We start from the raw sequence: 13,092 nt of genomic DNA on the forward strand, positions 1-13,092 counted from the left end.
CCTTGTGGGGTAACGCAAAATTCAGGGTGACACGTGGGTGACACGTGTCACCCGCGTCACCCTCGGCACGCAGGATACCCGCGCGCTCCGCCCGATCGGGGTTACACCCTGTTCGGGGCGCCCTTCAGCCCATGCCGGGCAGGTTGAAGCCGGGGGGCAGGCCCATACTGCCCTGAATCTTCTGCATTTCCTCGTTCGAAACGCGATCCGCCTTGCCGCGCGCATCGTTGAACGCGGCGGTGACGAGATCCTCGACCATCTGCTTTTCTTCGGGCTTCATCAGGCTCTCATCGATATTGACGCCCATGATCCGGCCGCGCGCGGAGCACTTCACGGTGACGAGGCCGCCGCCCGCGGTGCCTTCGACCTCGATCGCGTCGAGCTTGGTCTGCATCTCGCCCATCTGGTTCTGGATCGTCTCGGCGGCCTGCTGCGCGGCGGCCATCATCTCTTCCATCGATTTCATGCTTGCTTGCTCCATTGGCGGGGGTTGGCACTGGCGGCCCGCTCCTTTTCGTCGAGCAGTTCCGCCTGGGGGAAGGCGGCGCGCGCCGCCTGCATCAGCGGGTGATCTTCCACGGCCCGGCGCGCAGCTGCGGCCTCGGCCTGCGCGGCCTCGGCCATGCTCGGCGGCGCTGCGGGGTCGGACACCTCGGTCAGGACCCACGCGCGGCCGGTCGCCTTGCCCAGCGCGCTGCGCAGCTCGGCCTCGATCTTGTCGGTGAATTCGGGAGCGCGCGCGAAGGTGATCGCGCCATCTTCGAGCGCGACGACCCGCATCTGCAGGCGCATGATGCTGGCCGCGATATATTCGCCCGCATCCTCCACTTTCTCGACGAGCGCGGCGAAATCGGCGGGCGCGGAGCGGGCCGGCGCACTGGCCGTCGGTCCGGGAGCAGGCGCGGCGGAGCCGGTCTCGGCCGAGGCGGCGGGCATATCCTTCGCCAGCTCCTCCAGCCGCTTGACCAGCGATCCGGGGTCCGGCGCATCGGCGGCGTGGATCAGCCGCAGCAGCGCCATCTGCGCGGAAACCAGCGGATCGGGCGCGGTCTTGACCTCGTCGTAGCCTTTCAGGAGCAGCTGCCATAACCGGTGCAGCTGGCCCGGCGTCAGCCGCTCGGCCCAGTCGGACAGCGCGCCGCGCTCTTCCTCTCCGGCGAGGTCGGGCATCGCCCCGCCGATCTGCATCACGGTGATCCGGTGGACGATCTCCATCAGCGAACGGACCAGCGCGAGCGGTTCGACGCCCAGCGCATACTGGTCCGCCACCGCGTCGAGCATCGCCTTGGGCTCGCCCTCCAGGATGCAGCCGAGCAGGCGGCGCTGCGCCCCCGCTTCTGCCAAGCCCAGCATGTCGCGCACCCGCGCGGCGGTGACCATGCTGCCGCCCTCGGCGCCTTCGTCCAGATCGGCATGCGCAATCGCCTGGTCGAGGATCGACAGACCGTCGCGGACCGATCCTTCGGCCGCCGCCGCGACCAGCGCCAGCGCCTCGTCCTCGGCCTCGACGCCTTCCTGTTCGCACACCCATGCGAAATGCTGGGCCAGCCGCTCGGTCGGGATGCGGCGCAGGTCGAAGCGTTGCGTACGGCTGAGCACCGTGACCGGCAGCTTGTCGACCTCGGTGGTCGCGAAGAGGAACTTCACATGGGCAGGCGGTTCCTCAAGTGTCTTGAGCAAGGCATTGAAAGCATTGCGAGACAGCATGTGGACTTCGTCGATGATGTAGATCTTGTAGCGCGCGCTGACCGCGGCGTAACGCACCGCCTCGATGATCTCGCGCACGTCGTCGACGCCGGTATGGCTGGCCGCGTCCATCTCGATCACGTCGATATGGCGCCCCTCCGCGATCGCGCGGCAAGGCTCGCACACGCCGCAGGGATCGATCGTCGGCCCGCCCTCGCCATCGGGCCCGATGCAGTTCAGCGCCTTGGCGATCAGCCGCGCGGTGGAGGTCTTCCCGACCCCGCGCACGCCGGTCATCAGGAAGGCATGCGCCAGCCGGTCGCGCCGGATCGCATTGGCCAGCGTCTGGACCATCGGCTCCTGACCGATGAGCTGGCTGAAGGTCTGCGGCCGATATTTGCGCGCGAGCACGCGGTAGGGCTGCGCCGGGTCGGCTGCTGGCGCGGGTGAGGTTGCGGGTGCTGGAGCGGAAGGCTGCGGCTTCGGCTCGGCGTCCCCGAACATCGCGTTTTGCCCCGCGGCCTCGAGTTCGGCGGCGGAGGGCGCTTCGGTATCGCTATCGGGAAGATCGGAATCGGACATGAGACATCAATCTAGGCGCGGCAGCCCGCTTTGTCGAAGCTTGACTTTTAGGTTTCAATCCGCAACCTACTGGCTTTCAGGGGAACATGGCCATGGGTGTTATCGCCGGACGCAAGACCGCTGCATTTTCCGGCCCGCTGGTGGTGTTCGTCATCGGGATGCGGATCAACCATTTCCACAAGATCGGCCAATGGCTCCCCGTGATGCGGGCCATGCCGCCGATGCTGGAGGAGCTCGCCAGCAACCCCGAAAGCGGGTTCCTCGGTTCGCAAAACCTGCTCGCGGGCCTGCGCCAGGTCTGCCTGCTGCAATACTGGCGCGATTTCGACAGTCTGGAGGCCTACGCCCGCTCGCGCGACCAGCAGCACTGGCCCGCATGGGTCGCCTTCAACAAGCGGGTCGGCAGCGATGGCACGGTCGGAATTTTCCACGAGACCTATGCCGTCGATGGCGGACGCTACGAGACGGTCTACGCCAACATGCCCGAATGGGGCCTGGGCAAGGTCGCGGGACTGCGAGACGCGAGCGGATCGCGCAACGAGGCGCGCTCGCGCATGAAAGCTACCGCAGAATAGGAAAAGGAGCCGAGCGACCCGCCGCAATTCACCTGGGCTGCTTCCTTCCGGACCTGACCCGGTGAGCGAACGCAAACGTCCACCCGACTCCCGCTGCCCATATGTCTCCGCTCGACGCGGAAATCAATATCAGCGAAAATTATCCGCGTAGGCCTGCAGCTTGAGCTTCTTGGGTGGAGTCGTGTGGACGCGCGCGGGGATGCCGTATTTCTCGGCATAGGCCTTCGCCTCGTCCTTGCTGGGGAAGGTCAGCTGCACCTGCACCTGCGTGTCGCCGCTGCCGGTCCAGCCCATCAGCGGATCGGCGCGGCGCGCCTCGGACTGCTCGAACTCGAGCACCCACTCATCGGTCCGTGCCTTGCCGGACTGCATCGCGCTCTTGGGACGTTGGTAGATTCTGGCTGCCATGGCGCGGTTCCTAATTCAGCCTCGCGATTTTGAAAAGGCGTTCTTCGTCTTCAGGCTCGCAACCTCGGCCCAGGGTTCCTCGGGCCAGCGATGCTTGGGATAGCGGCCCTTCATGTCCTTGCGCACATCGGCCCAGCTCCCGCGCCAGAAGGCAGGTAGATCGCGCGTCGCCTGCACCGGGCGCCCGGCGGGGCTGGTGAGCTTGAGCAGCAGCGGCACGCCCTGTCCCTTTGGCCCGATCATCGGATGGCGATCGAGCCCGAACAGCGCCTGCACCCGCACTTCGACAGCGGGGGCATCCTGCCCGGTATAGTCGATCGCGTGATGGGTGCCCGCGGGCGAGGCGAATTCGCGCGGAGCCGCCTCGTCGAGCCGCTGGCGTTCGTTCCAGTCGAGCATGCCGAGCACCGCATCGACCAGCCTGCCCCTGCCCACCGCCAGATCGCGGCGTCCGGCGAGCAGCGGCGCGAGCCAGAGATCGGCGGATGCGCGCAGGTTCTCGCGCGAAAGCCCCTCGATCCCCGCGAAGCGCGCCCGGGCGACGAGTTCGGGCGGGAGCAGTTCTCCCTGCCGTTCCCCCAGCTTTTCCAGAGCCTTTTCCACAAGCAGCGCCTGCACTGCATCCATATCCGGATCGGGGTCCGGGCCCTTCGAGAGAACCAGCGCACCCAGCCGCTCTTCTCGCCGCGCCTCGACCCGCTCGCCCGTCCAGCGCAGGGTGCGGTGAAGCTCGATCCTTTCGCCGTGCCATTGGCGCAAATCGCTTTCGTCGAGCGCCGCCGCCGTCGTGATCCGCGCGCCCTGCGGCGAACCCTGCGCATCGCCGATCACGCAGTATTCGGCTCGTGCGACCGGCGAGGTCGGGTCGAGCCGGTAGCCGCGACCGTTGGCCGCCAGCCATTGCTCGCCCGAGGTGCCGCGCCGCTTCGCCACGAAGCCCGGGCGGCCTGCGGCGAGAATAATGGCGAGGGGAAGTCCTGCCCCCGTTCGTGGTGAGCCTGTCGAACCGCGAACGTCGCGCTGCGCCCGCCGTTGGGGGTTCACCCCCTCTTCGAGTCCGACAAGCTCAGGACGAGCGGAGATCAGTTTACAAGCCAGATCGGCCCACCGGCCCGCAAGCTTGCGGCTGGCCTCGGCGCGCCCTCCCCGCTCGCCGTTCCAGCGCGAGAGCCGCGCATCGAGATCTTCGCCGCGACCGCCAAGCCCGCGCTCCTGCAACAGCAGCACCGCCCGCGCGGCCCGCTCCGCGGTGCCGTGCCGCGCTCCGAACAGCACCATCGCCGCCCCCGCCGGGTCTAGCGGTAGCTGCGCCATCGCTTCGCCCTGCGGCGTGATCCGCCCCTCGTCATCGAGCGCGCAGAGCGCCTGCAATTCGCCGCGCGCGGTGGCGAGCGACGCCTCGGGCGGCGGGTCGAGCCAGCGCAGCGCAGCCGGCTCGCTCTCGCCCCATTTCGCCAGCGTGAGCACCAGCGGAGCGAGGTCGCTGGTGGCGATCTCGGGCGGTTCGAAGGCGGGGCGACCGGCATGCGCCGGCTCGGCCCAAAGGCGATAGGCCACCCCCGGCGCCTGCCGTGCCGCGCGCCCTGCCCGCTGCGTGGCCGAGGCCTGCGAGGCCTGCACCGTCACCAGCCGGTTGCCGCCCGCCGCGCGGTCGTATTCGGCCCGCCGCGAGAGCCCGCCGTCGACCACCACGCTCACCCCGTCGAGCGTCAGCGAGGTTTCGGCGATCGCGGTCGCCAGCACGATCCGGCGGCGGCCTTCCTGATCGCGGCGGATTGCCGCGCGCTGGCCCGCGGGATCGACCAGCCCGTGCAGCGGCAGGATCAGCGCATCGCGCAGACGCTCCTCCAATCGTTCGCGCACACGCTCGATCTCGCGCACGCCGGGCAGGAAGGCGAGGATGTCACCGCTCTCCTCGCGCCACGCCTGCGCGACCGCATCGGCCATCGCATCCTCGAAACGGTCTGTACCGCTCGATCCAAGCCATTGAATACGAAGCGGATGACTGCGCCCTTCACTCTCGATCACCGAGCAGTCATCCATAAGACCTGCGAACCGCTCCCCGTCGAGCGTCGCGGACATGACCAGCAGGCGCAGGTCCTCGCGCAGCACGGCCTGCGTCTCCAGCGCCAGCGCAAGGCCGAAATCGCTGTCGAGGTGCCGCTCGTGCGCCTCGTCGAACAGCACGGCGGAGACGCCCGGCAGTTCGGGATCGGCCACGATGCGGTTGAGGAAGATCGCCTCGGTCAGCACGGTGATGCGGGTGCGCGCGGAGCGCTTGCTGTCGAGCCGGGTGAGGTAGCCGACCGTCTCGCCCGGCTTCTCGCCCAGCATGGCCGCCATCCGCTCCGCCGCGGCGCGCGCGGCGACCCGGCGGGGCGAGAGCAGCAGGATTTCGCCCTCGCACCAGTCCTCGTCCAGCAGCGCGGGCGCGACGGCGGTGGTCTTGCCCGCCCCCGGCGGGGCGACGAGCACCGCGTTGGGTCCGGCCCGCAGCGCGGCCTTCAAATCCGGCAGAACGGCGTGGATGGGGAGACTGGAATCGCCGGGCATTCGTCCGCCTCTAACCCAAGCCGTCACCCCTGCGAAGGCCGGTCGAAAACCGTCACTCCCCCTCCCAGCCGAACACGTCCTCCACTCCGCACCCGAACAGCCGCGCGATGCGGAAGGCGGTTTCGAGGCTGGGGGAATAGCGCCCCTGTTCGATCGCGATGATCGTGTGGCGCGTCACCCCCACCGCCTCGCCCAGCGCGGCCTGGCTCATCTTCCCGTGCGCCTCGCGCAGGTTCCGCACGCGGTTGGTGATCGGCGGGCGCTTACCCATCGGAGCGCCCCCTCATACCGGGCGCCGGAAGAAGTAGATCTGGAACGCGTATTCGGCGAGCTGCGCCACGATCAGCGCACCGATGATGTGGTGGAACAGCATCGTGCCACTGGGCAGCGCGACATAGGTGATGCACGAAGAGATCGCCAGCACGCCGAGCACCACGCCCGACCAGTGCCCGGCCTTGTCGATCGCGGGCTGCTCGCGCTCGTCGGCGGGAGCATTGGCTTCGCCGGGGGACGACAGCGCGAGCACCGTCTGCGCGACGATCGACAGGACGATCACCGCGAGCACATAGGGGATCAGCGGGCCGATCACCGGCGCCTGCGGCGCGGTGTAGACGAGGTTGGCATAGAACAGCCCGGTGACGAGCATGATCGCCCCCATCACCCAGGCGGATTTTTCCTTGAACGACATGGCAGCGAATCTCCTCCGTTATGTAGAACATTTTTTACATAGGAGGACGCGGGCTGGATGTCGAACATTTTTGACATCATCCCCTTGCGACAAGTATCCACAGTTGCCGTCTCACGATTAAAGGAGTGCGGTGATATGAGAGGTGGATGGGCAAGATTTCACTTTCCTCTGGTGCAGGATCAGGCGGGTTGGGTCTAATCTTGGCAGGAGCGGCGGAAGTGATCGGTGCTCGCACGGACCAAGATTGGCTACGCTACATTGGCTGGGCAGGGATGGTACTCGGCCTCGTTACCATTATCGCTAGCGTCCGTTGGAACGATAGAGAATGGTGGAAGCGCAGACCTAAAGAAGCCCTCACAACGATTGCAGCGCCGCTTCGGCTAAATAATTCGTCCACCGCGGTCTTTAGACGCTACGACGATGAACATCGCGGTTCAGCGGTAACAAACTCTTATCGGGCCTCGGACTGCCGGATAGACCTAATGGAAGCTTCACTATACTGGCCTCCGCCAAAAAGATTTCCCCGAAGAATGGTTGAGTTTGCACAAAGCATACCGGAAGATCAGCGCGAGAATTGGCTGACCACACAGGCAGCCAGCGAAGAAGTGACGAGGCTAATTTCCAGCGCGATACAATCTGGGGAATTGCCTGTTTGGGTCGCGCCGAACGACGGCGACGAAAAGTTGGTGGACCCTGGGGCAATCATAGAGATGGATCATGCTTCGGTTGTATCTGGCGTCTACCGACCGCCGAATGATCGTGGCTGGCTCTACGGGCGCCCGCTGTTCGTGAAGAAAACTGATTGGATTGAGTTTGTCGCATCGGTGCAGGCTATGAAAGGTGCCCCGAAAAGGTGGCGAAAAAAGAAAAGAAGAAAGACGATGTCAGCAGGCTTCGCTGGTATCCTAGCGGCTAGGAACGGCTCGTGCGCTGAAAAGCCATAATCAGTTAGTTGAGCATCGACTCAGGAGTCTCCAAGAGATTGTGACGAAACTTAAGCTCGTCCAGATATTTCGGAAGATGCTTCGCGGGCAAACGAGAGCATGCGCCCCGCTGCTCCCGCCATCTACGGGGAAGCACGAGCGTCAGAGCAAACCCTAATGCCCCCGCGCCACCGCAAACTGCGCGGCTTCGACCATCGCCTCACGCGCCTTGCCATCCGGAAAGATCGACAGCGCATCGGCCGCGCGCTGGGCGAAGTGCTGGGCGCGTTCGCGGGTGGCGGTGACGCAGTCGTGGCGGTCGACCAGCGCGACCGCGTGGGCGAGGTCGTCGTCCGAGGTCCTGTGCCCCGCGATCGCGGCTTCCCAGAAGGTGCGCTCTTCGGCGTCGCCGCGGGCGTAGGCGAGGATCACGGGCAGGGTCATCTTGCCCTCGCGGAAATCGTCGCCCCGGTCCTTGCCCATTTCCGCCGCGTCGGACGAATAGTCGAGCGCATCGTCGACCAGCTGGAACGCGATGCCGAGGTTGCGGCCGTAATCGTCGAGCGCCTGTTCCTCGCTGTCGCTGCATTCGGCGACCACGGCGGCGATGCGGCTGGCGGCGGCGAACAGTGCGGCGGTCTTCGCGCCGATGATGTCGAGATAGCGCTGTTCGCTGGTGGCGACCTTGCGCTGCGCGGTCAGCTGCGCGACCTCGCCCTCGGCAATGATCGCGCTGGCGGAGGAGAGGATCTTGAGCACGCGCAAGGACCCGTCCTCGGTCATCAGCTCGAACGCGCGGCTGAACAGGAAATCGCCGACCAGCACGGTCGCCGGATTGCCGAAGATGATGTTGGCGGCGGCCTTGCCCCGGCGCATCTCGCTGCCGTCGACCACATCGTCGTGCAGCAGCGTGGCGGTGTGAATGAACTCGACCGAGGCAGCCAGCTTGTGATGCCGCGTGCCCTGGTAGCCGACCAGCTCCGCCCCCGCGAGCGTCAGCATCGGGCGCAGACGCTTGCCCCCGCCCGAGATCAGGTGCCCGGCAAGGCGCGGAATCAGCGGAATCTCGCTCTGCATCCGGTCGAGGATCACGGCGTTGACGGCATTGAGGCCCGGCGCGGTCAGCGCCAGCATCGCGTCGATCGAGGCTTCGGGCTTGCCCGCCGCATTGGCGAAAGGAAGGATCTCGGCGGTCATCGGCATCGCAATGGCCAAGCCGCGCGGGTATTTCAAGCGCATTAGAGGCACGCGCGTGTCGCGTCGCACGGAACGCAGCTCCCGGACCGACCGCCCCGATTGCGGCACAAGTGTGTTATTTTGATCGCAGCCGAGCGTCTCTCTGGCCGAAATCGGCGAAAGGCGGTTGCGAGCAACTTTCACATGTCATACTCGAAGACGCTCAGGGCACTTATTGGAGAGTTTGAGATGAAGCTTGGCAAAACCTTTGCCGTAGTCGCCGCAGCCACCCTCGCCACCGCGCCGATCGCGGCGCAGGCGGACGTCCGCGCGAGCGCACCCGTCGATGGCGAAAGCGAAGTGGGCGGTGGTGCCTACACCCCGCTCATCCTCCTCGCGATCGTCGGCATCGGCATCGGCATCGCCGCATCGGGTGGCGACGACGAGGCCGTCAGCCCGTAAAATTCATCGATTTTCGTCGAGAAGGGGGGTGCGGAGCGATCCGCGCCCCCTTTTTCTTTTCCGGCCCTTCTTCGCATTGGACATGAGCGCGCGGGGGGTGCCGGGGTTCCGCGTTCCGTCGGTTCGGCGCTACACCGCCTCTTTTCGTCACCGATTGAACTATTTAGGGAACCGCAAGCGGAGCTATGGCTTGTTATCCCGTCGCCTGCGAATTCGTTCGCCAGGGACGGCCTGCAATCCGAGAAGGAAGCACGACCATGACCAATCCACGCCTAGTTGCCGCACTTGCCGGCGCCGCCCTCGCTGTAACCCCCATCGCAGCCCAAGCGGAAGCGCGCTCGGCAGCGCCCGTCGACGGTGAAAGTTCGCTGGGCGGTAGCCCGGTCGCCGCCATTATCGCGGCCGCCATTGCCGGCCTGATCGTCGTCGCCACGGTCACCTCGACCGATGACGAAGACGACGCTGTCAGCCCCTGATCGCACGACAGATATGATGAGGAGAGGGCGCTGCGGCGCCCTCTTTTTTTTGCGCGGTCGGTATTAGGCGCGAGGCAGCGAGAGTCGCACCAGCAGCCCGCCCAGATCCTCGCTCTCGGCCAGGTCGACCGAACCGCCATAGATTTCGGCCACATCGCGGACGATCGCCAGGCCCAGGCCGGTGCCAGGTTTGCCGGTATCGAGCCGTGCGCCGCGATCGAAGATCTCGATCCGCTTTCCTTCGGGGATGCCCATCCCGTCATCCTCGATCCAGATCACGCAGCGGCGATCTTCCGGCTCGGCATCGATCGTGACGAACACGCTCCCGCCGCCGTATTTGGCGGCGTTCTCGATCAGGTTGCCGAGGATTTCATCGAGGTCCTGGCGTTCTATCGCGACGCGCGCCTCGCGCGATCCGTCGAGGTCGAAACGCACGTCCGGGTAGAGCCGCTCGACCGCGCGCCGGACCGCCTCGGCACTCTCGCAAACGGGCGTCTGCGCATGGCCGACTGCACGGCGCCCGACGGCGCGCGCACGGGCAAGGTGGTGGTCGACATGACGGCGCATCGTGCGCGCTTCCCGGATCACCGTGCTGGCGAGATCGGGCGCATGCGCGGTCGCGGCATTGTTCACGACCGTCAGCGGGGTCTTAAGCGCATGTGCGAGGTTGCCCGCGTGCGTGCGCGCTTCTTCCGCCTGCCGCTCCGAATGTTCGAGCAGCATGTTCAATTCCTGCACCAGCGGCTGGACCTCCAGCGGCAGCGGATCGGTCACCCGGTTGCTACCCGAGGTGCGGATATGCTGGATCGCCGCCTCGATCCGGCGCAGCGGACGCAGGCCGACATAGCTTTGCAGCAGCACGAGAACCATCAGGCCGAGGCCGAGGATGACGAAGCTGATGACGAGAATGCGCTGGATGCGGCCGATCTGCTCGTCGATTTCGCTGCGAGACGAGGCGACGGCGAAGGTCCACATCGTGTCCCTTCCCGGCAGCGTCGTGTCGCGCTGGGCAATCCGCAGCGGTTCGCCCCGGAACTGCTCGCTGTCGTAATAGAGCGGCTCGTCCTCCAGCGAATCGCGCAGGTCGAGCGCCTCGTCCCACAATGATCGCGATGGCAGGACATCGGGATCGTTCAGGTTCACCGGCTCCCCGGCGGGGCTGATCTGGTAATAGAGGCCCGAATTGGGTTCGAGAAAACGCTGGTCGCCCATCGGCCGGATCAGCCAGATCTCGCCGGTCTGCTGGATTTCGGCCGATGCGATCAGCGCGGTCAGATTGTTGTCCAGCTGGGTATCGAAGTTGCGCTCCAGCAGGTTGGTCAGCGTGCGATCGAGCGCGAGGCCGCCGCCGAGCAGCAGGACGACGATCCAGATCGCCGAAATGGCGATCATCCGCCATGTCAGGCTGCCCGTGTGCGGCGCGACGAAATCGCGCGGGCGCTCGCGATGCGTTTCGCCCGCCACCCGGTCAGGCGCGCGCGGATCGCGCCTGCCCGAACGGCTCGCGCCGGCAGCCGCCCCCTCGCGGGGTGCGTCGGCCGCGGCGCTATGCCCGGGGGGCGTCGGCGGGGTCGTCGAGGCTGTAGCCAAGGCCACGGATCGTTGTGATGACTTCCGCGCCCAGCTTCTTGCGGATGCGCGTGACGAAGACCTCGATCGTGTTCGAATCGCGGTCGAAATCCTGATCGTAGATGTGCTCGATCAGCTCGGTGCGGCTGACCACCTTGCCCTTGTGGTGCATCAGGTAGCTCAGCAGCTTGTATTCCTGCGCGGTCAGCTTCACCGGATCGCCGCCACGCGTGACGCGGCCCGATCGCGTATCCAGCCGGACGTCGCCGGCGGTCAGCTCGCTGCTGGTGTTGCCCGAGGCACGACGGATCAGCGCGCGCAGGCGGGCGATCAGTTCTTCGGTCTGGAACGGCTTGGCGAGGTAATCGTCCGCGCCCGCGTCCAGTCCCGCGACCTTGTCCGACCAGCTGTCGCGCGCGGTCAGCACCAGCACGGGGAAGGTGCGGCCTTCCTTGCGCCACATGCCGAGCACGGTTAGCCCGTCGATCTCGGGCAGGCCGAGATCGAGGATCACTGCGTCGTAATTCTCGCTCGAGCCCAGGTAATGCCCGTCTTCCCCGTCGGTCGACAGGTCGACGGCATAGCCGTTCTGCTCGAGCGTCGATTTGAGCTGTTCGCCCAGCGTGGGCTCGTCTTCCACGATCAGGATGCGCATTGGCGTCTTGTCCTCGTCACTCGCCCGGTTTCACGAACACGGCGTTTCACTTGCAAGCCCGCTCCTTGAAGCGAATGGCGCATCATCGTCAACAACGCCGCCTGTTTTTCTGCCAGATTGCTCGCCACGCTGGCCTAGCGTGCACGATTGAGCACGCGGCCCGTGCGCGCATCGATGTCGACGAAGGTTACCCGGCTGTTGCGCATGAACTTGAGGCGGTAGGCCATTTCGCCCGGATCGTAGGCGGGGCCGAGATATTCGTAACAATCGCGCCCGTCGCGCGTGTTCGAACACAGCGGCGCGCCCAGCGTCCGGAACACGATCGCCTCGATCTGCCGCAACGGCAGTGCCCTGCCCGATTGCGTGTCGCGACGCGCCGCTTCCTGTGCCGCATTGCTTTGCGCAAGGACAGGAGCGGACGTCGCGACAAGCGCGCAACCGAGCAGCAGGGGGGCGATGATCCATTTCATTCTGCTGCCCTCAATGGCGTGAAACCATTGAATGGCCTCTGAATGTTGCCCACTGCCATACGTTCAGAATTATGCACGATTTTATTAACGATAGCGCTAGTTCACGGCTTCGTAGGTGACGGCAACGGTCACACCGGTTTCGACCATCCCGGGCTGAACGGGCGGAGCACCACCGACGCGCGAACCGGTCACCACGATGCTGTCGGCCGAGTACATCTCGCGCGCCTGCCCTTGCACGCTCTCGGAGATCTGGAGCACGCGCACGTTCGAATAGCCCGCGACCCGTGCGTAATCCAACGCCATCGTCCGTGCGCGCTCCAGCGCGCGGCGACGCGCCTCGGCCTTGGCTTCGGTATCATCCGAGACCGAGAAGCTCGGCCCGTTGATGTCGTTCGCGCCCGCCTGGACCAGTGCATCGAGCACCCCGCCCACTTCTTCGGTATCGCGCAGCAGGACGCGGACCTGGTTGGTCGCCTCGTAGCCGCGGAAAACCTGGCGCCGCGTCTGCTGGTCGTAATCGAACCGCGCGCCGAGATTGATGCGGGTGGTCTGTATGTCGCGCTCGGGAATGCCGAGCGAGCGCAACCGGTCGATCACGCGCTGCATCTGGGTGGAGTTCTGCGACAGCGCCTCCTGCGCGCTCATCGCTTCGGTGCGCACGCCCGCGCTGATCGTGACCTCGTCCGGCTCGACCTCGACCCGTTCGTTGACGACGAGTTCGATCACCGGGCCGGTCGCCTGAACCTCGATTTCGGCGGCCTGCGAAGGCTGGGCCGAAAGCGCGACGAGCGCGAGTGACAGGGGCAAGGCGGTTTGGCGGATCATCGGCATTCTCCAAAAGATTGTTCTTCGGTGTCTTAACCGCAAGC

15 protein-coding genes and 1 other RNA gene are annotated in these 13,092 nt (G+C 66.0%); 4 read left to right on the top strand and 12 right to left on the bottom strand.

Features of this window, described 5'->3' with window-relative positions; genetic code table 11:
- Positions 1-124: 124 nt before the first annotated feature.
- Both DL238_RS12370 and DL238_RS12375 read right to left on the bottom strand, forming a co-directional pair.
- Positions 125-466 carry a YbaB/EbfC family nucleoid-associated protein gene (locus DL238_RS12370; RefSeq protein WP_115492912.1) on the bottom strand — a complete coding sequence of 114 codons (342 nt, stop codon included), beginning with the start codon at positions 464-466 and terminating at the stop codon, positions 125-127.
- A complete protein-coding gene (locus DL238_RS12375; RefSeq protein WP_115492542.1) occupies positions 463-2,268 on the bottom strand; it encodes a DNA polymerase III subunit gamma/tau in 1,806 nt (601 codons plus the stop codon). Before DL238_RS12375 ends, DL238_RS12370 begins: the two co-directional genes overlap by 4 nt.
- An 86-nt stretch (positions 2,269-2,354) precedes the next feature.
- Between DL238_RS12375 and DL238_RS12380 the strand changes: the two genes are divergently transcribed.
- Positions 2,355-2,843 carry a DUF4188 domain-containing protein gene (locus DL238_RS12380; protein WP_234031064.1) on the top strand — a complete coding sequence of 163 codons (489 nt, stop codon included), beginning with the start codon at positions 2,355-2,357 and terminating at the stop codon, positions 2,841-2,843.
- Here DL238_RS12380 and ffs read toward each other — a convergent pair.
- From ffs to DL238_RS12405, 5 genes are all read right to left on the bottom strand, one after another.
- Positions 2,843-2,937, bottom strand: an RNA gene (gene ffs / locus DL238_RS12385) — signal recognition particle sRNA small type. The two genes, DL238_RS12380 and ffs, sit on opposite strands and share 1 nt — an antisense overlap.
- A gap of 35 nt (positions 2,938-2,972) precedes the next feature.
- Entirely contained in the window at positions 2,973-3,251 is a 279-nt protein-coding gene (locus tag DL238_RS12390) for an ETC complex I subunit (protein WP_115492543.1), read from the bottom strand.
- A 15-nt stretch (positions 3,252-3,266) separates the two neighbouring features.
- Positions 3,267-5,804 carry an ATP-dependent helicase HrpB gene (gene hrpB / locus DL238_RS12395; RefSeq protein ID WP_115492544.1) on the bottom strand — a complete coding sequence of 846 codons (2,538 nt, stop codon included), beginning with the start codon at positions 5,802-5,804 and terminating at the stop codon, positions 3,267-3,269.
- A gap of 52 nt (positions 5,805-5,856) precedes the next feature.
- Positions 5,857-6,075, bottom strand: a complete 219-nt coding sequence (locus DL238_RS12400; RefSeq protein ID WP_115492545.1) for a helix-turn-helix transcriptional regulator — start codon at positions 6,073-6,075, stop codon at positions 5,857-5,859.
- Positions 6,076-6,087: 12 nt separating this feature from the next.
- A complete protein-coding gene (locus tag DL238_RS12405) occupies positions 6,088-6,492 on the bottom strand; it encodes a hypothetical protein (protein WP_234031065.1) in 405 nt (134 codons plus the stop codon).
- Between the two features lie 530 nt (positions 6,493-7,022).
- Here DL238_RS12405 and DL238_RS16170 point away from each other — a divergent pair.
- Positions 7,023-7,436: a hypothetical protein gene (locus tag DL238_RS16170; RefSeq protein WP_181883907.1), complete on the top strand. Its 414-nt coding sequence runs from the start codon at positions 7,023-7,025 to the stop codon at positions 7,434-7,436.
- A gap of 153 nt (positions 7,437-7,589) precedes the next feature.
- Here DL238_RS16170 and DL238_RS12410 read toward each other — a convergent pair whose 3' ends face one another.
- Positions 7,590-8,612: a polyprenyl synthetase family protein gene (locus tag DL238_RS12410; RefSeq protein ID WP_115492915.1), complete on the bottom strand. Its 1,023-nt coding sequence runs from the start codon at positions 8,610-8,612 to the stop codon at positions 7,590-7,592.
- A gap of 228 nt (positions 8,613-8,840) precedes the next feature.
- Between DL238_RS12410 and DL238_RS12415 the strand changes: the two genes are divergently transcribed.
- Entirely contained in the window at positions 8,841-9,053 is a 213-nt protein-coding gene (locus DL238_RS12415) for a hypothetical protein (RefSeq protein WP_115492546.1), read from the top strand.
- A 257-nt stretch (positions 9,054-9,310) separates the two neighbouring features.
- Positions 9,311-9,529: a hypothetical protein gene (locus DL238_RS12420; protein WP_115492547.1), complete on the top strand. Its 219-nt coding sequence runs from the start codon at positions 9,311-9,313 to the stop codon at positions 9,527-9,529.
- A gap of 63 nt (positions 9,530-9,592) precedes the next feature.
- Here the strand turns inward: DL238_RS12420 and DL238_RS12425 are convergent, their stop codons facing one another.
- The 4 genes from DL238_RS12425 to DL238_RS12440 all read right to left on the bottom strand — a co-directional run bounded on the left by DL238_RS12425 (position 9,593) and on the right by DL238_RS12440 (position 13,048).
- The gene (locus DL238_RS12425; protein WP_407640847.1) at positions 9,593-11,125 is read right to left on the bottom strand and encodes a sensor histidine kinase; all 1,533 of its coding nucleotides are present in this window, start codon (positions 11,123-11,125) and stop codon (positions 9,593-9,595) included.
- Positions 11,076-11,753, bottom strand: coding sequence for a response regulator transcription factor (locus DL238_RS12430; RefSeq protein WP_115492549.1), 678 nt, complete (start codon positions 11,751-11,753; stop codon positions 11,076-11,078). Before DL238_RS12430 ends, DL238_RS12425 begins: the two co-directional genes overlap by 50 nt.
- Positions 11,754-11,887: 134 nt before the next feature.
- Positions 11,888-12,223 (bottom strand): PepSY domain-containing protein, encoded by a 336-nt coding sequence (locus DL238_RS12435; RefSeq protein WP_115492550.1) that lies wholly within the window; start codon positions 12,221-12,223, stop codon positions 11,888-11,890.
- 96 nt (positions 12,224-12,319) lie between these two features.
- Positions 12,320-13,048 (bottom strand): SIMPL domain-containing protein, encoded by a 729-nt coding sequence (locus DL238_RS12440; protein ID WP_115492916.1) that lies wholly within the window; start codon positions 13,046-13,048, stop codon positions 12,320-12,322.
- Between the last annotated feature and the right edge of the window lie 44 nt (positions 13,049-13,092).

The organism is Alteriqipengyuania lutimaris (genome assembly GCF_003363135.1).
GTDB classification, from domain to species: Bacteria; Pseudomonadota; Alphaproteobacteria; order Sphingomonadales; family Sphingomonadaceae; genus Alteriqipengyuania; species Alteriqipengyuania lutimaris.

Coding starts and splice junctions, on each gene's coding strand:
- DL238_RS12370 (WP_115492912.1), bottom strand. CDS start 466: ATGAAATCGATGGAAGAGATGATGGCCGCCGCGCAGCAGGCCGCCGAG.
- DL238_RS12375 (WP_115492542.1), bottom strand. CDS start 2,268: ATGTCCGATTCCGATCTTCCCGATAGCGATACCGAAGCGCCCTCCGCC.
- DL238_RS12380 (WP_234031064.1), top strand. CDS start 2,355: ATGGCCATGGGTGTTATCGCCGGACGCAAGACCGCTGCATTTTCCGGC.
- DL238_RS12390 (WP_115492543.1), bottom strand. CDS start 3,251: ATGGCAGCCAGAATCTACCAACGTCCCAAGAGCGCGATGCAGTCCGGC.
- hrpB (WP_115492544.1), bottom strand. CDS start 5,804: ATGCCCGGCGATTCCAGTCTCCCCATCCACGCCGTTCTGCCGGATTTG.
- DL238_RS12400 (WP_115492545.1), bottom strand. CDS start 6,075: ATGGGTAAGCGCCCGCCGATCACCAACCGCGTGCGGAACCTGCGCGAG.
- DL238_RS12405 (WP_234031065.1), bottom strand. CDS start 6,492: ATGTCGTTCAAGGAAAAATCCGCCTGGGTGATGGGGGCGATCATGCTC.
- DL238_RS16170 (WP_181883907.1), top strand. CDS start 7,023: ATGGTTGAGTTTGCACAAAGCATACCGGAAGATCAGCGCGAGAATTGG.
- DL238_RS12410 (WP_115492915.1), bottom strand. CDS start 8,612: ATGACCGCCGAGATCCTTCCTTTCGCCAATGCGGCGGGCAAGCCCGAA.
- DL238_RS12415 (WP_115492546.1), top strand. CDS start 8,841: ATGAAGCTTGGCAAAACCTTTGCCGTAGTCGCCGCAGCCACCCTCGCC.
- DL238_RS12420 (WP_115492547.1), top strand. CDS start 9,311: ATGACCAATCCACGCCTAGTTGCCGCACTTGCCGGCGCCGCCCTCGCT.
- DL238_RS12430 (WP_115492549.1), bottom strand. CDS start 11,753: ATGCGCATCCTGATCGTGGAAGACGAGCCCACGCTGGGCGAACAGCTC.
- DL238_RS12435 (WP_115492550.1), bottom strand. CDS start 12,223: ATGAAATGGATCATCGCCCCCCTGCTGCTCGGTTGCGCGCTTGTCGCG.
- DL238_RS12440 (WP_115492916.1), bottom strand. CDS start 13,048: ATGATCCGCCAAACCGCCTTGCCCCTGTCACTCGCGCTCGTCGCGCTT.